This window comes from Brevundimonas sp. SL130, from assembly GCF_026625805.1.
Lineage (GTDB): Bacteria > Pseudomonadota > Alphaproteobacteria > Caulobacterales > Caulobacteraceae > Brevundimonas.
This window is the reverse complement of sequence record NZ_CP113064.1, coordinates 307,739-328,424: the sequence shown is the minus strand read 5'-3', so window position 1 is coordinate 328,424 and position 20,686 is coordinate 307,739. Positions and strand designations below refer to the sequence as shown.

At 64.4% G+C, this 20,686-nt stretch carries 23 protein-coding genes, 1 pseudogene and 1 riboswitch; of the genes and pseudogenes, 7 read left to right on the top strand and 17 right to left on the bottom strand.

Annotated features, from left to right (window positions below):
- The first annotated feature begins 16 nt into the window (after nucleotides 1–16).
- A complete protein-coding gene (locus OU998_RS01580; protein WP_267515100.1) occupies nucleotides 17–724 on the top strand; it encodes a DsbA family oxidoreductase in 708 nt (235 codons plus the stop codon).
- A 340-nt stretch (nucleotides 725–1,064) separates the two neighbouring features.
- Here the strand turns inward: OU998_RS01580 and OU998_RS01575 are convergent, their stop codons facing one another.
- From OU998_RS01575 to OU998_RS01560, 4 genes are all read right to left on the bottom strand, one after another.
- Nucleotides 1,065–1,259: a hypothetical protein gene (locus OU998_RS01575; protein ID WP_267515099.1), complete on the bottom strand. Its 195-nt coding sequence runs from the start codon at nucleotides 1,257–1,259 to the stop codon at nucleotides 1,065–1,067.
- Nucleotides 1,226–2,005, bottom strand: coding sequence for an IS110 family transposase (locus OU998_RS01570; RefSeq protein ID WP_267515098.1), 780 nt, complete (start codon nucleotides 2,003–2,005; stop codon nucleotides 1,226–1,228). Before OU998_RS01570 ends, OU998_RS01575 begins: the two co-directional genes overlap by 34 nt.
- Before the next feature lie 437 nt (nucleotides 2,006–2,442).
- Complete coding sequence (locus tag OU998_RS01565; RefSeq protein ID WP_267515097.1) at nucleotides 2,443–2,622, bottom strand: hypothetical protein; 180 nt, start codon at nucleotides 2,620–2,622, stop codon at nucleotides 2,443–2,445.
- Nucleotides 2,619–3,128: an AAA family ATPase gene (locus OU998_RS01560; protein WP_267515096.1), complete on the bottom strand. Its 510-nt coding sequence runs from the start codon at nucleotides 3,126–3,128 to the stop codon at nucleotides 2,619–2,621. The genes OU998_RS01565 and OU998_RS01560 overlap by 4 nt, the downstream gene beginning before the upstream one ends.
- A gap of 56 nt (nucleotides 3,129–3,184) precedes the next feature.
- Between OU998_RS01560 and OU998_RS01555 the strand changes: the two genes are divergently transcribed.
- Nucleotides 3,185–4,060: a three-Cys-motif partner protein TcmP gene (locus OU998_RS01555; RefSeq protein ID WP_267515095.1), complete on the top strand. Its 876-nt coding sequence runs from the start codon at nucleotides 3,185–3,187 to the stop codon at nucleotides 4,058–4,060.
- On the opposite strand, the gene OU998_RS01550 is transcribed toward OU998_RS01555, so the two are convergent.
- The 5 genes and pseudogenes from OU998_RS01550 to thiC form a co-directional block, all read right to left on the bottom strand.
- Nucleotides 4,043–4,792 carry a DUF5131 family protein gene (locus OU998_RS01550; RefSeq protein ID WP_267515094.1) on the bottom strand — a complete coding sequence of 250 codons (750 nt, stop codon included), beginning with the start codon at nucleotides 4,790–4,792 and terminating at the stop codon, nucleotides 4,043–4,045. The genes OU998_RS01555 and OU998_RS01550 overlap by 18 nt on opposite strands.
- An 80-nt stretch (nucleotides 4,793–4,872) precedes the next feature.
- Nucleotides 4,873–5,154 (bottom strand): annotated as a pseudogene (locus tag OU998_RS01545) (phosphomethylpyrimidine synthase ThiC); the annotation flags it as partial.
- A gap of 4 nt (nucleotides 5,155–5,158) precedes the next feature.
- A complete protein-coding gene (locus OU998_RS01540; RefSeq protein ID WP_267515093.1) occupies nucleotides 5,159–5,416 on the bottom strand; it encodes a DUF2442 domain-containing protein in 258 nt (85 codons plus the stop codon).
- Entirely contained in the window at nucleotides 5,391–5,633 is a 243-nt protein-coding gene (locus OU998_RS01535; RefSeq protein WP_267515092.1) for a DUF4160 domain-containing protein, read from the bottom strand. The genes OU998_RS01540 and OU998_RS01535 overlap by 26 nt, the downstream gene beginning before the upstream one ends.
- A 3-nt stretch (nucleotides 5,634–5,636) precedes the next feature.
- Complete coding sequence (gene thiC / locus OU998_RS01530) at nucleotides 5,637–7,655, bottom strand: phosphomethylpyrimidine synthase ThiC (protein WP_267515091.1); 2,019 nt, start codon at nucleotides 7,653–7,655, stop codon at nucleotides 5,637–5,639.
- 69 nt (nucleotides 7,656–7,724) lie between these two features.
- Nucleotides 7,725–7,834, bottom strand: a riboswitch (TPP riboswitch).
- 126 nt (nucleotides 7,835–7,960) lie between these two features.
- Between thiC and OU998_RS01525 the strand changes: the two genes are divergently transcribed.
- The gene (locus OU998_RS01525) at nucleotides 7,961–8,926 is read left to right on the top strand and encodes a nucleoside hydrolase (RefSeq protein ID WP_267515090.1); all 966 of its coding nucleotides are present in this window, start codon (nucleotides 7,961–7,963) and stop codon (nucleotides 8,924–8,926) included.
- Nucleotides 8,923–9,768 (top strand): ribokinase, encoded by an 846-nt coding sequence (locus OU998_RS01520; RefSeq protein WP_267515089.1) that lies wholly within the window; start codon nucleotides 8,923–8,925, stop codon nucleotides 9,766–9,768. The genes OU998_RS01525 and OU998_RS01520 overlap by 4 nt, the downstream gene beginning before the upstream one ends.
- On the opposite strand, the gene OU998_RS01515 is transcribed toward OU998_RS01520, so the two are convergent.
- The 5 genes from OU998_RS01515 to OU998_RS01495 form a co-directional block, all read right to left on the bottom strand.
- The gene (locus OU998_RS01515) at nucleotides 9,765–9,995 is read right to left on the bottom strand and encodes a hypothetical protein (protein WP_267515088.1); all 231 of its coding nucleotides are present in this window, start codon (nucleotides 9,993–9,995) and stop codon (nucleotides 9,765–9,767) included. The two genes, OU998_RS01520 and OU998_RS01515, sit on opposite strands and share 4 nt — an antisense overlap.
- A 177-nt stretch (nucleotides 9,996–10,172) precedes the next feature.
- Entirely contained in the window at nucleotides 10,173–10,439 is a 267-nt protein-coding gene (locus OU998_RS01510; protein WP_267515087.1) for a hypothetical protein, read from the bottom strand.
- Between the two features lie 30 nt (nucleotides 10,440–10,469).
- A protein-coding gene (locus OU998_RS01505) for an IS630 family transposase (RefSeq protein WP_267513427.1) occupies nucleotides 10,470–11,412 on the bottom strand; the annotation gives its coding sequence in 2 pieces (ribosomal slippage) (nucleotides 10,470–11,075 and nucleotides 11,077–11,412; 942 coding nt in all).
- A 222-nt stretch (nucleotides 11,413–11,634) separates the two neighbouring features.
- Nucleotides 11,635–13,212, bottom strand: coding sequence for a hypothetical protein (locus tag OU998_RS01500; RefSeq protein ID WP_267515086.1), 1,578 nt, complete (start codon nucleotides 13,210–13,212; stop codon nucleotides 11,635–11,637).
- A gap of 72 nt (nucleotides 13,213–13,284) precedes the next feature.
- Nucleotides 13,285–14,592, bottom strand: coding sequence for a glycosyltransferase family 4 protein (locus OU998_RS01495; protein ID WP_267515085.1), 1,308 nt, complete (start codon nucleotides 14,590–14,592; stop codon nucleotides 13,285–13,287).
- 99 nt (nucleotides 14,593–14,691) lie between these two features.
- On the opposite strand from OU998_RS01495, the gene argB reads away from it, so the two are divergent.
- From argB to dapD, 3 genes are read left to right on the top strand one after another with little or no spacing between them, the layout of a single operon-like run.
- The gene (argB, locus tag OU998_RS01490) at nucleotides 14,692–15,621 is read left to right on the top strand and encodes an acetylglutamate kinase (RefSeq protein ID WP_267515084.1); all 930 of its coding nucleotides are present in this window, start codon (nucleotides 14,692–14,694) and stop codon (nucleotides 15,619–15,621) included.
- Entirely contained in the window at nucleotides 15,618–16,280 is a 663-nt protein-coding gene (locus OU998_RS01485; protein ID WP_267515083.1) for a pyrimidine 5'-nucleotidase, read from the top strand. Before argB ends, OU998_RS01485 begins: the two co-directional genes overlap by 4 nt.
- Nucleotides 16,277–17,134 (top strand): 2,3,4,5-tetrahydropyridine-2,6-dicarboxylate N-succinyltransferase, encoded by an 858-nt coding sequence (gene dapD, locus OU998_RS01480; protein ID WP_267515082.1) that lies wholly within the window; start codon nucleotides 16,277–16,279, stop codon nucleotides 17,132–17,134. The genes OU998_RS01485 and dapD overlap by 4 nt, the downstream gene beginning before the upstream one ends.
- A 48-nt stretch (nucleotides 17,135–17,182) precedes the next feature.
- Here dapD and OU998_RS01475 read toward each other — a convergent pair whose 3' ends face one another.
- The 3 genes from OU998_RS01475 to yidD all read right to left on the bottom strand — a co-directional run bounded on the left by OU998_RS01475 (nucleotide 17,183) and on the right by yidD (nucleotide 20,684).
- Entirely contained in the window at nucleotides 17,183–18,424 is a 1,242-nt protein-coding gene (locus OU998_RS01475; RefSeq protein WP_267515081.1) for a hypothetical protein, read from the bottom strand.
- Nucleotides 18,425–18,510: 86 nt separating this feature from the next.
- On the bottom strand, nucleotides 18,511–20,439 hold the full coding sequence (gene thrS, locus OU998_RS01470) for a threonine--tRNA ligase (RefSeq protein WP_267515080.1): 1,929 nt from the start codon (nucleotides 20,437–20,439) through the stop codon (nucleotides 18,511–18,513).
- On the bottom strand, nucleotides 20,436–20,684 hold the full coding sequence (gene yidD, locus OU998_RS01465; RefSeq protein WP_267515079.1) for a membrane protein insertion efficiency factor YidD: 249 nt from the start codon (nucleotides 20,682–20,684) through the stop codon (nucleotides 20,436–20,438). Before yidD ends, thrS begins: the two co-directional genes overlap by 4 nt.
- Between the last annotated feature and the right edge of the window lie 2 nt (nucleotides 20,685–20,686).

The window sequence follows — 20,686 nt, the reverse complement described above, 5'->3', positions numbered from 1 at the left end:
CCAGAAGGCCGCGCCCATGACCCAAGCCGTTCCGACCAAGACCCTGAAGATCGACTTCGTTTCCGACGTGGTCTGCCCCTGGTGCGTGGTCGGTCTGGGCGGGCTGGAGACGGCGCTGGCCAAGCTGGAGGGCGAGGGGATCGGCGCCGACATCGCCTTTCAGCCCTTCGAGCTGAATCCCCAGATCGCGCCCGAGGGTGAGAACATCGTCGAGCATATCGGCCGCAAATACGGCGCCACCCCGGAACAGTCGGCCGCCAACCGCGCCATGATCCGCGAGCGGGCCGCCGATGCTTGGAAAGACCTGAAATCTTCGATTTCAGGTGGGAGCGGCTTCGACATGCGCATGACCGACGACAGCCGCATCTGGAACACCTTCGACGCCCACCGCCTGCTGCACTGGGCGCACGAGACCGCGCCCGACAAGCAGAAGGCGCTGAAACAGGCCCTGTTCACGGCCCACTTCACCGAGAACCGCAACCTGACCGACGCCGGCGTCCTGACCATGGCCGCCGAGGCCGCCGGCCTGGACCGGGCCGAGGCGGGCGAGGTCCTGGCCTCGGGCCGCTACGCCCAGGACGTGCGCGGGGCCGAGGACCTGTGGCGGTCGCGGGGGATCACCTCGGTCCCGGCGGTGGTGGTCGAGGGCAAATATCTGATCAGCGGCGGCCAGCCGGCGGCGGCGTTCGAAGAGGCCCTGAGGAAGATCGCGGCCGAGGTCTGACGGCCGGCGAAATAGACTCATTCGACTCGAAAAAAATGAGTCTATTTTCGTCTATTCTGGCGCGCGGCGACGGGCGCAGGGGATGGCGATGTCAAAGACCCGGCGGGCAGTATAGGCGCGTTTCGGACCGTGATGAGATGATCGCCCGGTGCGGGGGGCAAGGGTTTGAAAACCTGGGGCTTTCGTCGCGGAATTGCGCGCGCCGGGCCCCCTCCACCCCCGCGCAAGAGGCGCGGCGGTCCCCCTCCCCCAAGGGGGGAGGATTTCGGTCGCCCTAGAGATCCTCCCCCTTGGGGGAGGTGGATCGTCGCGCAGCGACGAGACGGAGCAACTGTGTTTGTCAGTGGGTTGCGATTCTCCATTCGGAACGGTCGCGGACGACGGCGTTGAGCAGGGTCATCAGCTTGTTGATCAGGGCGACGAGGATGACCTTTCCGGGTTTTCCCTTTGCGGCGAGGCGCTGTTTCATAGCGGCCAGGACAGGGTTGTGGCGGGCCCCGATCAGTGCGGCCATATAGGCGACGTTGCGGACCACGGCGCGTCCCCGCCTCGGATCATGCTTCGGCCCTTCAAGGATCCGCTCTGGCGGTCATAGGGGGCGACGCCGACGAGGGCGGCGATCTGCTTGTGGCTCAGCCGACCAAGTTCGGGCAGGTGGGCCATCAGGGTCCAGCTCAACACCGGGCCGACGCCGGGGACCGAGCGCATCAACCTGTCGCGCTCGGCCAGGTCGGGATCGGCGGCGACGGTGGCGGCCAGACGCTTCTCCAGCAGCACGACGTCGGCCTTCATCCGGTTCAGGCGGCGGGCGGCCATGCGACGCAGCATCGGGTCGCGCACCTGTTCGGCTTGATTGCGGACCCGAACCTGTTCCTCGCACAGGGCGCGGCGGGCATCGACCAACTCAGCCAGAGCCTGGGCGCGGGCGTTGGGCTCCACCGTCCGTCCCGGCAGGGTCTGGACGAAGCGGGCGATCAGCTGGGCGTCGATCAGATCGGTCTTGGCCTTCAGGCCCAGAACACCCGCGAAGGCGCGGACCCGACCGGCCTCCACCCGCCGCACCGCAAGGCCGGCCTGCGTCAAGGCCTCGACCAGGCCCCGTTCGTAGCCGCCCGAAGGCTCTAGCCCGACGGCTTCAGGCCGGATCGTCTGGAGCTGGTCGGCTAAGGCGCGCCAGCCCGCCCGATCATTGCTCACCGACCAGGCCTCGCCCGTCGTCAAGGCGACATCCAGCCTCGCCTTGCTCACATCAATGCCGACAAACACTCTATCCTGTGTCATCTTGCGACCCTTCCTTGCCAGTGCGGGATCCTCGTCCCGTGCAACTGTTCGGGTTTGGAAGATCACAGCCTGACCCAGGCTCCGTCACGGCATCAAAGCCAGGGGGCATGCGGGTTCAAGGCCGCGGCGGGCGGTTGCGCTAACAACCGCCCGCATTCGCAAACTAACCGAAAATCGACACACAAGGGGGCCGGCCCCTCGATCCGCGCCGTCCCAAACTTTCGTCATCCTCCGGGCCGCGCAGCGGAACCGGGGGACCCTTCGTCATCCTCTGGCCAGGCGAAGCTTGGACCAGGGGAGGCGCCGAAGGCGAAATCCGTCCGCCGCACCGATCTCGAACGCCGAGTCCGCGACAGGGTCCTGCTCGCGCAGGCAACTGGGTCCCCCGGTCTGCGCCGCGAAGACGCGGCTTGCCGGAGGATGACGAAAGGAGAGGGTTAGGCCGTCTTCTTCTTGCGGGGCGCGGCCGGAACATCGGCGGCTGTGACCAGATGCCCCTTCCAGCCGGGCGGCGGCAGGAACTTGCCGGACTTCTCCTCGCGCGTGCCTTCCCGCGCGATCCGGGCGGCGTCGCGCAGGGCTTTCAGCGTGGTTTCGCGGTCGAAGATCGTGTTCATTTCGGACCCCAATCTAGCAGTTCGGTCTCCTCGTCGCTACTTGCATAGACCTCCCACGAGTCCACCAGCGGTTTGTAGACCGTCTCCAGATAGTCGAGGCTGAGCGCGAAACGTCGGCGCAGCGTGTCTTCCGGTATGCCGTGACCGCCTTGAGCCACGCGGCGCGCCACGCGGGCGACGGAGAAGTCCGCAGAGGGCGGACGCAGATAGATCAGTTCAACCCTGTATCCGGCGGCCTTGAAACGGCGGATGCGTGGGGCGTGGGAGCGGGTGGCCAGGGTCGTCTCCAGCACTACGTCCGCCCGCTCGACGAACAGGGCGTCCAGCCGCTCCAGCACCAGCCGCCCGGCCGCCAGATCGCGCGCTGCGCCTCCGCCCGTCAGGCCGCGCGCGACCTCATCCGGGTTCACGAACTGGAAGGCCTCCGCCCGCTGACGCAGGAAGCGGTTGATAAAGGTGGTCTTGCCGGCGCCGTTGGGTCCGGCGAGGAGGACGAGGGTGGGCATCTGTTGCACATCTTGGCGTTGTGAGGCTCAATACGATTCTACACGAGGGGGGAAACGTGTCAGAAATTGGCGAACACGAATTCGGCAGTCTATCGACGAGCCTTAAGCTTTCGATGGTGCAGGGCTATTTGCAATCTTACGCGACGTTAATGCGAACCAAAAATTTCAAGCTTTGGTACATCGACGCATTCGCGGGGACGGGCGAAATTACTAAACGCATCGCGGCTGAGGATACCTTAGCTGGACACATTCCTGAATCATTGGATCGTCGAAAGGGATCGGCTCAGATCGCTATAGATATAAATCCACCTTTCGACCGCCTTATATTTATGGAGCAGAAGCCAAAACATGTGGCTGCCCTCGAAGCTCTAAAGGCAAAATATCCAGATCGAAATATAACGGTCCATAGGGGCGATGCTAATGACCTTTTAAAGCTCGCCGAAGACTGGAATGGTTGGAAGAGCACCCGTGCTGTGGTGTTTTTAGATCCATATGGTCTTCAAGTGGACTGGGCGACACTCGAGGCAATCGCCCGAACCAAGGCGATGGACATCTGGTATCTCGTGTCGCTGTCTGGTCTTTATCGTCAAGCTACGAAAGATCCGTCTGACCTTTGTGAGGTCAAGAGGGCTTCGCTCACTCGCTTCCTGGGCACCGACGCTTGGGAACAGGCTTGGTACAATTCGAAGGCTCATCGGGACTTATTTGGCGATGACGTCGTCGAGACAAAGCGCACAAGCGATCTTGCCGTTTTGGAAGATTTCGTATCTGCGCGCTTCAGAACGATCTTCCCTAGGGTTGCGGGTCCCAAACGGCTTTACAACGACCAAGGAGCTCCAATGTTTTCGCTCTTTTTCTTGATGGCGAATCCAAGCTCAGCCGCATGGAGCGCAGCTAAGCCGATAGTCGAACATTTATTGAAGGCTAGGTAGTTCATCCCATGTTTGCCCCAGGTAGGTTCTACCCGCCGTTTTTTTGTTCTTTCCGCCCCATTGTTTGAAGAAGAACGCGGTGCCGAATGTCCGGCAGCGAAGGCGGATTTCATCGACCCAAATTTGGTTCATTGGTCGCGCTCTGGGGCCAGATTCTCCGCCGACGATAGCCCAATGGATGTCAGTTAGGTTTGCGTTCGCCACTGATCCAATCAGGGGTTCGAAGGATACGAACCGAATGATGGCGGGTGTGGCGCGCAGATCATCGAGACGGGGCAGAACCGCAGCGTCTTCAACGCTGGTTCCGAGCCAGACGTGTTCCAGCGCGGGCAGCCCCAATGTCGTCAAAACCTCGCGCATCCGCTCGGGCCGCTTCGTGAGGATTTGGTAGGTGTGTTGAGGCGTCCGCTCCATGACAGACCAAACGCGCGCAATAAACTCCGCGGGAACATCGGCGTGGAATAGATCCGACATGGAGTTCACGAAAATCTTGCGCGGCTTCTTCCATTTGAGCGGAATATCGAGCGAGGCCTCGTCCAGCCGGACTTTCCCTGTCCAGATGTAGCGTTGGCCGCTCTTTCGCGTCAGCCCCTCATACTTTGGCACGCGCATAGCCTCGAGCCGCGCGGCCATACGCATGGCATAGCAGTTCGTGCATCCCGGAGAGATGATGAGACAGCCCGCGACCGGATTCCAGGTCGCGTCTGTCCATTCGATGCTAGTTTCGGCCATGAGAACAAACCATGAACTGATTGCACTTGAATCGCAACCATCGCTGGTTTTTGGTTAACCGACTGACTCCAAGCGGTGCATTACACCTTAACCTCCACCACTCCGCCCCCCGCGCGGAATTTCGCGCTCATCTCCGCCATCCCGGCCTCGGCATCCACCAAACTCGCCCCCGCATCATTCTGCGCCATCGCATCCCGGCGGATGTCCTGGCTGATCTTCATGCTGCAGAATTTCGGGCGGCACATGGAGCAGAAGTGGGCGGTCTTGTGGGCTTCCTTGGGCAGGGTGGCGTCGTGGTATTTGCGGGCGGTTTCGGGGTCGAGGCCTAAGTTGAACTGGTCCTCCCAGCGGACCCCGAACCGGTCGCTAGGCGGCCCGGGCCGGGGCGCCTCTGAGCAGCCCCTCGGTCGAGAGGTCCTCGTCCAGATCCGGCCAGTGCAAGCCGTAGCCGCCGCCGGCGCGTTCCCAGCGGGCGCGCTGGTCCGGGGAGGCGTTCAGCAGGCGGGGGTACCAGGCCAGGGGGGCCGAGATGATGCGGCCGTCCATCAGCTCGACCGTCAGATAGTCGTCGTCGATGCGCACATCGGAGATGCGTTCGTCAGCGGCCGTCGCCAAAATAGCCATGCCAAGCCTCCAGAAGCGGGGTCCGGTGCTCGCGGACCTGATTGAGGATATCATTCAACGCATGCGCCCGGAAGCCGAGGTTGCGGGCCAGGGCCACGGGCTCCAGCCAGACCTTGGCCGAGCGGTCGCCTTCATCGATATGGACGTGCGGCGGTTCGTTCGGCTCATGGCTGTAGAAATAGAACCGTCGGGGGCCGAGGCGCAGGACGGTGGGCATGGCTTACAGCTTCACCTCAATGGCCCCGCCCCCGGCACGGAACTTCGCGCTCATCTCCGCCATCCCGGCCTCCGCATCCGCCAAACTCCCCCCCGCGTCATTCTGCGCCATCGCATCCCGGCGGATGTCCTGGCTGATCTTCATGCTGCAGAATTTCGGGCCGCACATGGAGCAGAAGTGGGCGGTCTTGTGGGCTTCCTTGGGCAGGGTGGCGTCGTGGTATTTGCGGGCGGTTTCGGGGTCGAGGCCGAGGTTGAACTGGTCCTCCCAGCGGAACTCGAACCGGGCGCGCGACAGGGCGTCGTCATGGAGGCGGGCGGCGGGGTGGCCCTTGGCCAGGTCGGCGGCGTGGGCGGCGATCTTGTAGGTGATGACGCCGTCCTTGACGTCCTGACGGTCCGGCAGGCCCAGATGCTCCTTGGGCGTGACGTAGCAGAGCATGGCCGTGCCGAACCAGCCGATCATGGCCGCCCCGATGGCGCTGGTGATGTGGTCATAGCCGGGGGCGATGTCGGTGGTGAGCGGGCCAAGCGTATAGAAGGGCGCCTCGTGGCAGTGTTTCAGCTGCTCATCCATGTTGGCCTTGATCTTGTGCATCGGCACGTGGCCGGGCCCTTCGATCATCACCTGGCAGCCCTTGGCCCAGGCGATCTTGGTCAGTTCGCCGAGCGTGCGTAGCTCAGCAAATTGCGCCTCGTCATTGGCGTCGGCGATCGAGCCGGGACGCAGGCCGTCGCCCAGGCTGAAGCTGACGTCATAGGCCCGCATGATGTCGCAGATGTCCTCGAAATGCTCGTAGAGGAAGCTCTCCTTGTGGTGGGACAGGCACCATTTGGCCATGATGGAGCCGCCGCGCGAGACGATGCCGGTGACGCGTTTCGCCGTCATCGGCACGAAGGGCAGGCGCACCCCGGCGTGGATGGTGAAATAGTCGACGCCCTGTTCCGCCTGTTCGATCAGGGTGTCGCGGAACACCTCCCAGGTCAGGTCCTCGGCGACGCCGTTCACCTTCTCCAGCGCCTGATAGATGGGCACGGTGCCGATGGGGACGGACGAGTTGCGGATGATCCAGTCGCGGATGTTGTGGATGTTGCGGCCGGTCGACAGGTCCATGACATTGTCCGCGCCCCAGCGGGTGGCCCAGACCAGTTTGTCGACCTCGTCGTCTACCGACGACAGGACCGCGCTGTTGCCGATGTTGGCGTTGATCTTCACCAGGAAGTTGCGGCCGATGATCATCGGCTCGACCTCGGGGTGGTTGATGTTGTGCGGGATGATGGCGCGGCCGCGCGCGATCTCGGAGCGCACAAATTCCGGGGTCACATAGTCGGGGATGCTGGCGCCGAAGGATTCGCCGTCGCGCTCCAGTGGCGAGTGGCGAGTGGCGAGTGGCGAGGAGGAAGAGGGGACGGGGACCGTCGTGCCGTCGGCTAGGGTGATGGTGGAGGCGACGTCACTCGCCACTCGCCACTCGCCACTCGCCACTGCCTCCCGCCGCATATTCTCGCGGATGGCGACATATTCCATCTCGGGCGTGATGATCCCGGCCTGGGCGTATTCGTACTGGGTCACCGGGCGGCCCTCGACGCCCTTGAAGACGCGGTGGTGCGAGGTGTCGAAGCGGGGGGCTAGGTTCTTGCCCGACGCGTGGCCGTTGTCCTCGGGCTTGACCTCGCGCGGGTTGGCGACCGGGGCGATGTCGCCGCGATCCAGCTGCCAGGACGACTTCACCGAGGGCAGGCCGCGCTTGATGTCGATGGTGACTGTCGGGTCGGTATAGGGGCCGGAGGAGTCATAGATGGTCACCGGCGGCTCATTGGCCGACGGATGGACGGCGACCTCGCGGAAGGGGACGCGGATGTCGGGGTAGAGCTCGCCGGCGACATAGACCTTGCGCGACCCGGCGCGCTCGCCGGTGGGGATGGCGCCGGTCTCCTTCATCACCTGCTCGCGGGCGTCCTTGAGGGCGAGCTCGACGTTCGGCTCTTCGGGCAGGGCGGGCGGGGTGACTTGGATATTCATGGCGGCCTCAAACGGTGTGAGGTCCGCCGACGTCGGGCGCGAGGGGCCTTGAGCCCGAACGGGGCGCGTGGACCAAAAGCGTACTCATCCCTTCGCCGGCATGACCCGGATCAGGTTCGACGGGTCAGAGGAGAAACCTCTATCTCAGCCGCTCGATTGCGACCCCCCGGAGAACAGCATCAGGGTGACGCCGGGGGAGGCGGACGTCAAGCGGGTCCAGCTTGGCTGGAAAAGGCGCCGGATTCACGCGGGATAAGGAGCGAAACGGTCTTGCCCGCAGGCCTCGGGGGCGGCAAACGGAGCCTGTGTCTATCCAATCCCTGATCATCGACTGCGACCCCGGCGTGGATGACGCCGTGGCGCTCTTCCTGGCCTTCGCCGCCCCCGAGCTGGAGCTGCTGGCCGTCTGCACCGTGGGCGGCAATGTCCCCGCCGCCCTGACCCAGCGCAATGCGCGGATGATGCGCCAGATCGCCGGTCGGGACGACGTGCCCGTGTTCGGCGGCGCCGAGCGGCCGCTGAAACGGCCCCCGGCCGGGGCGGGCGACTTCCATGGGCCGGAGGGGCTGGGCGACCTCGAACCGTTCGCGCCCACCGGCATCATCGGCGACGGCCCTGCGGCCAACGCCATCGTCGATCTGGTGATGAAACGCCCGGCCGGATCGGTCGCCGTCGCCGTCCTGGGGCCGATGACCAATCTGGCCCTGGCCATGAAGCGCGAACGGCGGCTGGCCGAACACCTGGGCCCGGTCGTGGTCATGGGCGGGGCGCGGTCGGAGGGGGGCAATGTCACCGCCTCGGCCGAGTTCAACATCTGGGCCGACCCCGATGCGGCGTCGGTGGTGTTCGGCTCGGGCTGCGAGGTGATCGCCTTCGGTCTGGACGTGACGCATCAGGTGCGCGCGACCGAAGAGCGGATACGCGCCATTGAGAAAATCCGCACCGAACCGGCGCGTACGACGGCGGCCCTGCTGCGGTTCTCGCAGCGGACCGAGCGGCAGGCGACCGGCCAGGTCGGGGGAGAGACGGCGTCGCCCCTGCACGACCCCTGTCCCATCGCCTGGCTGATGAAGCCGGACCTGTTCACGCTGAAGCCCTGCCGGATCGATGTCGAGACGGGCTCGGAGCTGACGCGCGGCCATACGGCGGTGGAGTTCCGCGTCGATCCCGCCACAGCGCGCCACCGCTGGGCCGTCGCGGCGGACGCGCAGGGGGTGTTCGACCTGCTGGCCGAGACGCTGAAGGGCGCCCAGGGAGAGCGAGGGGGATGAGGATCACCGTCGTCGGCTCGATCAACCTGGACCTGGTCGCTGCGGCGCCCCACCTGCCGGCGCCCGGCGAGACGGTGACGGGCGCGACCCTGGGCCGCTATCCCGGCGGCAAGGGCGCCAACCAGGCCTATGCCGCTGAGAAACTGGGCGCCGAGGTCAGCCTGATCGGCCGGGTCGGCGACGACGCCATGGCCGGCGAGGCCCTGGCCCTGATGGCCGACCTGGGCGTCGATCTGTCGGGGGTGGAGACGGACCTTGCCGCCCCGACCGGCGTGGCCCTGATCGCCGTCGATCCGACCGGCGAGAACCAGATCGTGGTCGCGGCCGGCGCCAATCACTTGGTGACGCCGGAGCAGTTGCCGCAACGGATCGAGGCCGCCCTGATCGTCCAGCTGGAACTGCCGATCGCGACGGTTGAGGCGGCGGTCGGCCGGGCGACCGGCTTCGTCTGCGCCAATCTGGCCCCCGCCGCGCCGGTGTCGGAGATGCTGCTGCGCCGCGCCGATCTGATCGTCGTCAACGAGACCGAGGCCGCCTTCTATGGCGACGGCCTGCACCGCGGCGGCGGGCGCGTGGTGGTGACCAAGGGCGCCAAGGGCGCCGCCCTGTACCAGCGCGGCGTCGAAATGGCCTGGGCAGCGCCGCCGTCTGTCGAGGCCGTCGATGCGACGGGCGCCGGTGACGCCTTTGTGGCGGCCATCACCGTGGCTCTGCTCGAGGGGATGGAGCCGGGCGAGGCGCTGCGCTTCGCCTGTGCGGCGGGGGCGGTCTCGGTCACCCGGCCGGGGGCTCAGCCGTCCGCGCCGGAGCGGGCGGAGGTCTTGGCGCTGCTGGCGGGTTAGAGCTTGTAGGACCAGCCGATCTTGACCACTTGATCGCCCTTACGATCAAAGGGCAGGCTGCCGTCGCTGTAGGCGATGAAGAGGTCGTTCGGTAATTTGAAGCGAACTGCCGCCATTTCATGCCGCTGGAGGCCCGCCGCGCGGATCGGCGTCGGGGCGTCGATCTCCTGGAATGTACGATAGTTGAGCTCTATCACATCGACGAGGGACCAGCCGGTGCGGAGCATATAGTGGGCTTCGACCTCGATGCGGTCGTAGGCGTCGAGGTTAGTGACGCCGAGCGCGGCCTTTCGAGCCTCGTCCTCGCCCGGCTCGACTCGGCCGTAGCCGAGATAGAGGGCAAGGGAGTCTCCCTTGCGTCCAATAAAATCCTGCGTCGCATATACGGCGCGCGCGCCGTAAGCTCATTGCTGGGCGTCGAACTGCTGGTCCGTCTCGAATTTGACGAAACCGCCCAATCGGAAAGCGCCCCAGGAGGGCGTGGTGTAGGTGGCGAGCGCATCGACCGACAGGTCGAGGAAGTTGCGTGGATTCTTGTCCGCCGTGGCGGCGATAACGCCCATGCCCCGGTAAAGGACCGAGATGTCGCCGACCCCGGCCTCGTCGGGACAGAAGGCGGTGCAGCCGGGTTCTTCCGACGACAAATCCGACTTCCAGATCACGCCGTTCAAATCGTACTCTAGCCCTAGAGCGTGCTTCCTTCACACGGAACCGTATCCTGAGTTGACGAGGTAGTTCGCACATTCGGCGGGGCTGAAGAGATTGATGATCTCTCCGGCCTTTCGCCATGTGGCTTCAAAGGTTCTGGGCTGGGCGTTGCGCATGAGGTGTTTGAGCTTGGCGAAGACCTGTTCGATGGGGTTCAGGTCGGGGGAGTAAGGGGGCAGGAAGATCATGTGTGCGCCTTTGGCCCTGACAGCGGCGCGGGCGGCCTTGCCCTTGTGACTGCCGAGGTTGTCGAGGACGACGACGTCGCCAGGCGACAAGGTCGGCGCCAGTATTTTCTCGATGTAGACGAGGAAGATCGCGCCGTTGATCGGACCATCGATAACCCAGGGCGCGTCGATCCGGTCATGGCGCAGGGCGGCGATGAAGGTCAGGGTTTTCCAGTGACCGAAGGGCGAGTGGCCCTTCAAGCGTCGCCCCCTCGGCCCCCAGCCGCGCAAGGGCGCCATGTTGGTCTTGACCCAGGTCTCGTCCAGGAACACCAGTCGCGACGGGTCGATCCGCCCCTGATGCGCCTTCCAGCGTGCGCGGCGGCGCGCGACGTCAGGCCGGGCCTGCTCCTCAGGCAGCAGTGTTTTTTTTGAAGCTCAGTCCTTCAGCGTGCACGAACACCCACACCGCTCGAGGGCCGGTCTTGATCCCGCGCGCGGCAAGTTCGGCCGTCAGCCCTCTGAGCGTGAACGGCCCTGAGGCGATGCGGGTGCGCAGCCATTCGGCGCAGTCTCCTGATAGCGTGCGAGGCTTGTGGCCGCCGACCTGGCCCGGCGCCACCGAACCTGTCTCTCCAACTCGCTTCGTCCACTTGGACACGCAAGACGGACTGATCCGAAGCGCCGCCGCGATCTCCCGGTGTGTCTCGCCCTCCGCCTTACGCGCCAACGCTCGCTCACGAAGATCCATCGAATAAGGAGCCGTCATCCGGGCTGGCCTCCCATCCAGCACGAATGTTGAATCAGATCACCGCAAACTTGGGAATCCCGATTCCGTCAAAGCGAGCCATGCTCTAGAGAATGAGTGATAGACGAGCTTCCGTCACCTTGGATTTAGCGACACAGGCGACCGAACGGCTTGCGGGGCCTCAATAGGTCGTGACGTGAATGGCTGATCCGCCACTACGCGGGCGGGCCGTGCGGTAAAGGCTCAGTCCGCTGTTTGCGACGCAGCGCGCAAGCGTCTCCAAGTCGCCAAGGGATGGCGCCTAATCTGATCTTCCAAGCAATTCCGGTCGGCGCGGGCGGCGTCCAGCGCAGCCTGGGTCTGGTACAGGGCTTCGGCCTGTCGTTCCGCCTTGATGACGGCTTCGCGGCGTTGCTCAGTCAAAGCCTGGTCCGAAATTCTGGCTTGCTCCTGACGAGCCGCTACCTCGAAAACGATGCGAGCCTGGGCTTCCTCGGCGCCGACACGGGCCTGGCGCTGAACCTGATCGAAAGTACGCTCCAGGGTCTCGGTCAGGGTCTGCAGTTGGCCGGCCGACTGCTCGCTCGCCAGCGCCTGAGCCCGGGCGTGGGATTGCTCAAGAGCTTCGACTTGAGTCCGGACCAAGGTCATGGCCTGAATCACGCTTTCAGCTTGGGCGCGCGACTCGACCACGGCGTCGGTCTGAGCGTCGGCTCGGGCCACGGCGTCCGTCAGACGATCGATGCTGGCAGCCATGCGACGGATGACGACGGCGTCACGACGTGCGTGAACTTCAAGCTCGCTCTTCTGGCTCTCCAGCGTCTGCACCGACTGAAGGGCGATACGCAGTTGGTCTGCGCGCTCGGTCGATTCAGAAGCGAGGGTCGCTATCCTGTCGCGAGCGACGCTGGCCTCATGCAGGGCCTGGTCTCGTTCCATCTGATAGGTTTGTGCAGTCTGAGCTTTCACCAAGGCAGGTGCCAGCGCGGCGCCAAACAGGCCGCAGGCGCTGTCGAAGAGACGGGCTAAGTCGTCGATGCGGTGATGGGTTGCAGCCGTGTCTTCGAGCATCAAAGCGGTCATCAGCCCATAGGCTTGGTTCGCCCAGTCATGAATTTGGCTCGGTTGTCTGGCTTCGGAAAGCGTGCTGCGCCGCGTGCGCGGATCCGGGGCGAGAAAGTCGTCGACAGCAGCGGCGGCCGCAGGGCTGGGGTCATGGATCCAGTCAAGGGACTGAGCGATGCGCGCTACTTGGGAGGACCAGTCCTGGATGAAATCCGACCATCTCAGAACGACGCGAGGCCGACCGCGACTGTAGCGTTCCGCGCTGAGGACATGTTGCAGCCACAACAACAAACCCTCCTCCATTGAGAAGCCGTCGCGCATGAGCAGCGACCGAGCCACCTCCGCAGGAGGGCGCAGAGGCAGGACGTATCCCGGCTCGAAACCGCTCTCAATCACTGCGGGTTCCCATATCGGCCATAGCCGACACAGACGTGGGTCTTTCAGGACGATAGTTTCCGCCTGCCCGTATTCGGACTGTAGCAGACTGATGATCTCTGACCGGAAATCACCCGTCTGCGTCTCGGAGTAGCGCGTCGGCTCGAGGGGGCGCCAATCATTCCACCAAGAGCCGCCGATGCCGAGCATGCGGTCATTCAAATGGACGGCCGCCCGGCTTTCCCAGTAACCTTTAGGGTTGTCGGGGCTAGGGTCGAACATGGTCTTTGGCGCTGTCGCGCCGAGGAGAGCAAGTGCGCCGGCTACGGAGGATGTGCCGCTGCGATGCATTCCCAGGACAGTTAGTGCGGTGCGTTTCATCCGTATCCAAAATGCACATATCGACAGTGGCCAAGCCTACCATCGTCTAACTCAGTTCGTCCATTCGCGATGTTATGTCACGATCGCATAAAGGGTTTTCAGGCGTTCGCCGTATGCGCCCGGGCTGAAGATCTTGGCTTGAAGACGTCCCTTCATCTCAAGGAATTCGACCAGAGAACCGTCAGAGTCCAACGCTTGCAGGCCGCGCCGGATCGAGTCCACATCCTCGGGCTTCACCAAGAGAGCTGCATCTCCTGCGACTTCGCGCAGTGCGCCTCGATTGGAGGTCAGTGTAGCTGTGCCCAGGCTCATAGCTTCGAGAACCGGCAGGCCGAAACCTTCGTAGAGGGAAGGAAAGACCAAGGCCCGGGCTCCCCGGATCAAGCTGACCAGATGAGACTGTGACAGGAAATCATAGGTGCGGATTCGTTCTGAGGCGGCAGTCTGGTCTCGCCGGACTTGGGCGATCAAAGCGGTTTCGTCTTCCTGCAGCCAGCCCCGACCGCCAACGATGACTAGGGGGCGTCGAGAGCCGGAGGCGATGTAGGCCTCGACGATGCGTCCGAGGTTTTTTTTCGGCTCTATGGCACCGAAATGGATATAGTAGTCCTTCCAGCCGAGCCCGTATGTTTCCTCAATATCTCTGGAAACCTCCTCTGCTGTTTTAGCGGTGTGCTGGGGGAGGATGGACAGCGTTTGATATGTATTCGTCACCCTGTCTTCCGGAACGCCGAGAAGCCGAATGACATCCTGACGGGTGGTTTCCGACACCACGGCGATATGGTCTGCGCGCCTGGCGATGTGTGCGTGCAGGCGCATGAACAGGTCGCGGTCGTGGATGGTGGTGTGAGGCGCTGTCAGCGGGATCAGATCGTGGATGGTATAGATGTTGGGACGGCCGGTCGCATGCAAAGGTAACGGGACCGTCCAGTGCATCACGTCTGGCGCGGGACGATCGAAGTTTGCGTCGAAGCGAACGGACAGGATTCGATTGTGCTTCTTGAAGCTACGCGCTGCGCGTGAGTAGGCTGAATCGGCGACCCAGAGAGCCTTGGCTGGTGGTTGACCACCACGAGATTCCGGCCACAACACCTCGCCGGATATCGGCGTCGGCCAAGCCTTCAAGCCCCACCCACCTGTTCGGGCCTCTATATAGCGCAGAGCCCTTTCAACAGGACGGCGTTGAACCGGTGACGTCGGGCCGACGACATTGGCCTCGTTGACCAGAGAAGACCGGCTGCGCGGCGCGGCCGGACCAAAGAGAATTTCTGTACCGAACCCCATTTGGGTCGCTGTCTGCAATAACGAACGGCCATAAGTTGCGATGCCAGTGCCCTTGGACATGGCCAGGTTGTAGCCGTCGATGCAAATTCGGATCATGGGCTGTTCATAGGCCAGACCCTGTGTGTGGCCAATCTCTCCACGGCGTGAGCCTTCCCACGTGACACCGCCCCCATCCCCCGCTATCTCGCGCCGGTGATGAACGAAACAGAACGCCAGTCCGAAGAACGCAGCTGGGAGACGGCGAAGACGCTCGCCGAGGCCCTGCCGTATATTCAGGTCTATGACCGTGAGACCGTGGTCATCAAATACGGCGGCCACGCCATGGGCGAGAGCGCCGTGGCGCGTCAGTTCGCGGCCGATGTGGTGCTGCTGAAGCTGATGGGGGTGAACCCGGTCGTGGTGCACGGCGGCGGGCCGCAAATCAGCGCTATGCTGGAGAAGGCGGGGGTGAAATCCAGCTTCGTCGACGGGCTGCGGGTCACCGACCCGGCGACGATGGAGGTCGCCGAAATGGTGCTGTCCGGCGCCGTGAACAAAGAGATCGCCCACTGGATCACCATGGCGGGCAAGGAGGCGGACGTGCGCGGCGTCGGCCTGTCGGGCAAGGACGCCGGCCTGCTGACGGTCGAGAAGACCCGCCGCACCAAGCGCGACCCCGACAGCATGATCGAGCACGAGGTCGATCTGGGCTATGTCGGCGAACCGACCAAGGTCGATCCCAAGCTGATCAAGGGGCTGATCGCGTCGGAGACCGAGGACTGGGTTCCGGTCATCGCCCCGATCGGGGTGGCCGAGGACGGCCAGACCTATAACGTCAACGCCGATACGGTGGCGGGCGCCATCGCCGGATCTCTGAACGCCAAGCGGATGCTGCTGCTGACGGACGTGCCGGGGGTCAAGGGGGCGGACGGTGAGATCATCCGCCAGATGACCCTGGCGGAGGCCCAAGGCCTGATCGACACCGGCGTCGCCAACGGCGGCATGATCCCCAAGCTGGAGACGGCCATGACCGCCGTGCGCGCCGGGGTCGAGGCCGTCGTCATTCTGGACGGCCGCCGGCCCCACGCCATGTTGGTCGAGCTGTTCACCGAGTTCGGCGCCGGCACCCTGGTGAAGGCGTCTTGATCGACCTGTCGCACGTCAACGCCTGGGTGTTCGACATGGACGACACCCTGTATCCGCGCGACCAGGGGCTGATGTCCCTCGTCCAGGCGCGGATCAACGCCTATGTGGTCGAGGCCGTCGGGCTGGAGCCGCAGGAGGCGCGGGTGTTGCAGCGCCAGTTTCTGGACGAGCACGGCACCACCCTGGCCGGGCTGATGGCCAACTACACCATCGATCCCGAGGACTTCCTGCGGGTGGTGCATGAGGTGCCGCTGGACGGGGTGGAGCCCAATCCGCGCCTGGCGGATCGGCTGAAGCGCCTGCCGGGCCGCTGTTTCGTCTTCACCAACGGCGCACGCGACTATGCGCATCGGGTGCTGGATCGGATCGGGATCGCTGACTGTTTTGAAGGCGTCTTCGCCATCGAGGACGGGGATCTGACGCCCAAGCCCGAGCCCTCGACCTTCCGCCACATGATCGAACGGTTCAATTTTGAGCCCCGCAGCGCCGCCTTCTTCGAGGACACGCCCAGAAACCTGGAGCCGGCCAAGGCTCTGGGCATGGCCACGATTCTGATCGGCGACGGTCACGGAAAGCCTTTGGGCGACCATATCGACCATATGGCCCCCGATCTTCTCGATTTCCTCAACGCCCTGAACTTCAAGGACGAAGCCGCATGACCGACCTGTCGCATCTCGAATCCGTCATCGAGGCCGCCTGGGAAGAGCGCGCGGACGTCTCGACCGCCACTCATGGCGATGTCCGCGACGCCGTGGAGACCGCCTTGGCCCTGCTGGACGCCGGCCAGGCGCGCGTCGCCTCACGCAGCGAGGACGGAGTCTGGACCACGCATCAGTGGCTGAAGAAGGCGGTGCTGCTGTCCTTCCGTCTGAACGACAACCAGATCATGCGCGCCGGCGACCGCGGCCCGACCAGTCATGCGCCGGGCGTCGGTCCCTATTGGGACAAGGTGCCCAACAAGTTCGGCGACTGGGCCGCCGCCGACTATCAGGCCGCCGGCTTCCGCTCGGTGCCCGGCGCCATCGTCCGTCAGGGCGCTTACATCGCCAAGAATGTCGTGCTGATGCCGTCGTTCGTGAACATCGGCGCCTTCGTCGATGAAGGGTCTATGGTCGACGCCTGGGCCACGGTCGGCTCCTGCGCCCAGATCGGCAAGAACGTCCACCTGTCGGGCGGCGCCGGCATCGGCGGGGTTCTGGAGCCGCTTCAGGCCAATCCGACCATCATCGAGGACGGCTGTTTCATCGGCGCCCGCGCCGAGGTGGCCGAAGGCGTGATCGTGCGCGAGGGCGCGGTCCTGGCCATGGGCGTCTATCTGTCGGGCTCGACCAAGATCGTGGACCGGGCGACCGGCGAAATCTTCCGGGGCGAGGTGCCGGCCTATTCGGTCGTGGTGCCGGGCGCCCTGCCGGATCCCAAGGGCGGGCCGTCGCTGTACTGCGCCGTCATCGTCAAGCGGGTGGATGCCCAGACCCGGGCCAAGACCGGGGTCAACGAACTGCTGCGCGACTGACGCAGGACGGAGGCGGTCAAGCCGCCTCCGTTTTACGAGGTCACGCTGTCAGACGGTAGGGGACTGCTGCGCGCCAGGCGCCTGAAGCCTGACTTGGATCCGCCGTGACGCCGTATCGTAGGCAAAGATCAACTGTGACGCCTGGCTGGCGGAATGAAGATCCCCCGCAATCCGGATTTCCTCATTCTGGACGGCTCGGCCGGTCTCGAGAGCGGCTGTGGCCTGCCGCAGCCATTGCAGAGTTCCCAGGACGGTCGAGGTCTGCCTCGCAGAACGTGTGATGGTTCCGCGCGCTTCTGCGGCGGCGCTCACCGTCAAAGGTTCATTAAGGCGCGTCGGGGGCGCAGGTATCCTTGCGTCGGACAAGTGCAGACTAATCCCTGCCAGGACGTCTTGCAGCTTGATCGTATTCAACGCCGCCTGAGCGTTCTCACCTGAAATCAGAGTGTCCAGGGCTCTCAACGGGGTCGAAGCCAGCATGGTCAGGGCTTCGGTCGGGGTGGTGCGCAACTGTCCGTCGCGCTCCGTGATCAGTTGATCCAACCGCAGCACGTCGATCGCATAACGTCGAGCCGCGTCCTGCTTCCAGGCATCCGCCAGGACGGTCGTAAGGTCGAGCGCGGCTTGATTGGCCTGTTGTGTCCGGCAGCGCCGCGCTACGGTCTCCACGACCGGCAAGATGGCCGTCTTGTCGTCACCCGCCGCCCAGCTTCCAACGTCCTTCAGGTGCTCTTCCGCCTCGTTACACAGAGTGGTGTAGCCGGTACGTTTGGGCGCCAGTGTTTTCAGTACGTTGAGATGCGTCCTGAGCAGAACATAGCGGTCGTTCAGCAGGTCGATGCCGATACCGCCGGCGAAGAAGAGATCCTTGGTCGGCTCGTTGGCGTTGAACTGCACCAGAATTACCGGCAGCAAAGCACCGTAGCCCCAGTAACTCTGGGTCGTCACGCCCGCAGGTCCGCTGATCGCATACCCGAGCGTTCCAGTTCCAGTGAAGAAGGCGCCTGTATCCAGAATGGCCTGTTGCTGGTCGGATCTCGCGGCGTAGAAGTCAGCCAAGGTCTGGGCATGCCTCTGCACAACATCCAATGTGGCGTCGCCATCGGCGTTTGGGGACTGAACGAAGCGGAACTCCTCGAGACTGCGCACGACGCAAGCGCGGGCCTCCGAGCCGCCGTTCTGAAAGCGTGAAATACCCCTCGAACCCGCATCGCAGGCCCGCTCTCTCTCGCCTGCCCCAGCTGTCGTCGGAAGAGAAATGATCGTGGCGCACGCTGCAGCCACGATCATCAAAACGTTCGTCCTGCCCATTTCGCCACCCCCAGATTGCGAAATGTCAAATATCAATGTTACGCAAAATGCGCAACCCCAGGCGCCTAGACACTTCGCTTCAAGTCCGGCGGCGTCGCCTCGTCGGTCAGGATGCGGATGGCTTCCTCCACCGTCACCACCGTCTGGGCCTGGGAGCCCAGGCGGCGGATGGCGACCATACCCTGTTCGGCTTCCTGGCGGCCGACCACGGCGATGACCGGCACCTTGCCGACCGAGTGTTCGCGCACCTTGTAGCCGACCTTCTCGTTGCGCAGGTCGATTTCGGTGCGCAGGCCGGCGGCCTTGAACCGGGCCATCACATCGCGGGCGTAGTCGTCGGCGTCCGAGGTGATGGTGGCCACGACCGCCTGGGTCGGCGCCAGCCACAGGGGGAAGGCGCCGGCGTAGTTCTCGATCATGATGCCGATGAACCGCTCGAAGCTGCCCAGAATCGCCCGGTGCAGCATGACCGGACGGTGCTTCTGGCCATCCTCGGCGATATAGGTCGCGTCCAGCCGTTCCGGCAGGACATAGTCCAGCTGGATCGTGCCGCAGGTCCATTCGCGGCCGATGGCGTCCTTGACGATGAAGTCCAGCTTGGGCGCGTAGAAGGCGCCGTCGCCCTCGGTGACCACCGGCTCGGTCCCGGCGGCGCGGGCGGCCTCGGCCATCAGGGCCTCGGCCTTGTCCCAGAACTCGTCCGAACCGGCGCGGTTCTCGGGGCGGGTGCCCAGGCTGATATAGGCGGTCTCCATCCCCAGGTCGGCGTGGACGCTGCGGGCCAGTTTGATGAACTCGGACGTCTCCTCGACGATCTGGTCCTCGCGGCAGAAGATGTGGGCGTCGTCCTGGGTGAAGCCGCGCACCCGCATCAGGCCGTGCAGCGAGCCCGACGGTTCATAACGGTGGCAGGCGCCGAACTCGGCCATGCGCAGCGGCAGTTCGCGGTATGAGCGCTGGCCCTGGTCGAAGATCTGGACGTGGCCGGGGCAGTTCATCGGCTTCAGGGACAGGGTCTCGCCCTCGACCGTCTCGCAGACGAACATATTGGGGCGGTACTTGTCCCAGTGGCCGCTCTGTTCCCAGAATTTGCGGTCCAGAACCTGGGGCGTCTTGACCTCGACATAGCCGGCGGCGTCCAGGCGGCGGCGCATATAGGCCTCGAGCACCCGCCACAGGATCCAGCCCTTGGGGTGCCAGAAGACCATGCCCCGGCCCTCTTCCTGCATGTGGAAGAGCTCCATCGCCTTGCCGACCTTGCGGTGGTCGCGTTTCTCGGCCTCTTCCAGCCGCTGCAGATAGGCGTCCAGATCCTCCTTGGTCGCCCAGGCGGTGCCGTAGATGCGCTGAAGCTGTTCGCGCTTGGAATCGCCGCGCCAATAGGCCCCGGCCAGTTTGGTCAGTTTGAACGCCTTGCCGACATGGCGGGTCGAGGGGAAGTGCGGACCCCGGCACAGGTCGATCCAGTCGCCCTGCTTGTACAGGGTGATGGTCTCGTTCTCGGGCAGGTCGCGGATCAGCTCGGCCTTGAACTTCTCTCCGCGCGCCTCGAAGAAGACGATGGCCTCGTCGCGGTCCCAGACCTCGCGCTCGAACTTGGCGTCGCGATCGACGATCCGGCCCATCTCCTTTTCGATGGCGGCGAAGTCGTCGGTCGAGAAGGGCTCGTCGCGGAAGAAGTCATAGTAGAAGCCGTCCTCAATGGCCGGGCCGATCGTGACCTGGGTGCCGGGGAACAGGGTCTGGACCGCCTCGGCCAGGACGTGGGCCGTGTCGTGACGGATGGTGTAAAGCGCGGCGGGGTCGTCGCGCATGATCAGGCGGAAGTCGCCGCCCGTTTCCAGCACCCGGCCCATGTCGCGCTGCTCGCCGTTCAGCTCGGCCAGGACCGCCTTCTTGGCCAGGGACGGCGAGATCGAGGTCGCGACGTCGCGCGCCGTCGAACCGGCCGGATATTGACGCACGGCGCCGTCGGGGAATTTCAGATCGATCATGACTGTTCTTTTTCGTCGGTCTTCTGGGGCGGCACCGGGTCATAGCCCGAACCGCCGAAGGGATGGCATTTACAGAGACGGCGCACGGTGAGCCATCCCCCCTTGACCGGTCCGTGCTGGATCAGGGCGTCGCGCCCATAGTCCGAACAGGTCGGCAGGAACCGGCACTGCTGGCCGATCAGGGGGGACAGCGTCAGCTTGTAGCCCCGATGGGCCGCGCGGACGCCGCGTTCATAGAGAGACATAT

Coding starts and splice junctions, on each gene's coding strand:
- OU998_RS01580 (WP_267515100.1), top strand. CDS start 17: ATGACCCAAGCCGTTCCGACCAAGACCCTGAAGATCGACTTCGTTTCC.
- OU998_RS01570 (WP_267515098.1), bottom strand. CDS start 2,005: ATGACACAGGATAGAGTGTTTGTCGGCATTGATGTGAGCAAGGCGAGG.
- OU998_RS01565 (WP_267515097.1), bottom strand. CDS start 2,622: ATGAACACGATCTTCGACCGCGAAACCACGCTGAAAGCCCTGCGCGAC.
- OU998_RS01560 (WP_267515096.1), bottom strand. CDS start 3,128: ATGCCCACCCTCGTCCTCCTCGCCGGACCCAACGGCGCCGGCAAGACC.
- OU998_RS01550 (WP_267515094.1), bottom strand. CDS start 4,792: ATGGCCGAAACTAGCATCGAATGGACAGACGCGACCTGGAATCCGGTC.
- OU998_RS01540 (WP_267515093.1), bottom strand. CDS start 5,416: ATGGCTATTTTGGCGACGGCCGCTGACGAACGCATCTCCGATGTGCGC.
- OU998_RS01535 (WP_267515092.1), bottom strand. CDS start 5,633: ATGCCCACCGTCCTGCGCCTCGGCCCCCGACGGTTCTATTTCTACAGC.
- thiC (WP_267515091.1), bottom strand. CDS start 7,655: ATGAATATCCAAGTCACCCCGCCCGCCCTGCCCGAAGAGCCGAACGTC.
- OU998_RS01520 (WP_267515089.1), top strand. CDS start 8,923: ATGAGGATCACCGTCGTCGGCTCGATCAACCTGGACCTGGTCGCTGCG.
- OU998_RS01515 (WP_267515088.1), bottom strand. CDS start 9,995: ATGCTCCGCACCGGCTGGTCCCTCGTCGATGTGATAGAGCTCAACTAT.
- OU998_RS01500 (WP_267515086.1), bottom strand. CDS start 13,212: ATGAAACGCACCGCACTAACTGTCCTGGGAATGCATCGCAGCGGCACA.
- OU998_RS01495 (WP_267515085.1), bottom strand. CDS start 14,592: ATGATCCGAATTTGCATCGACGGCTACAACCTGGCCATGTCCAAGGGC.
- argB (WP_267515084.1), top strand. CDS start 14,692: ATGAACGAAACAGAACGCCAGTCCGAAGAACGCAGCTGGGAGACGGCG.
- dapD (WP_267515082.1), top strand. CDS start 16,277: ATGACCGACCTGTCGCATCTCGAATCCGTCATCGAGGCCGCCTGGGAA.
- OU998_RS01475 (WP_267515081.1), bottom strand. CDS start 18,424: ATGATCGTGGCTGCAGCGTGCGCCACGATCATTTCTCTTCCGACGACA.
- thrS (WP_267515080.1), bottom strand. CDS start 20,439: ATGATCGATCTGAAATTCCCCGACGGCGCCGTGCGTCAATATCCGGCC.
- yidD (WP_267515079.1), bottom strand. CDS start 20,684: ATGTCTCTCTATGAACGCGGCGTCCGCGCGGCCCATCGGGGCTACAAG.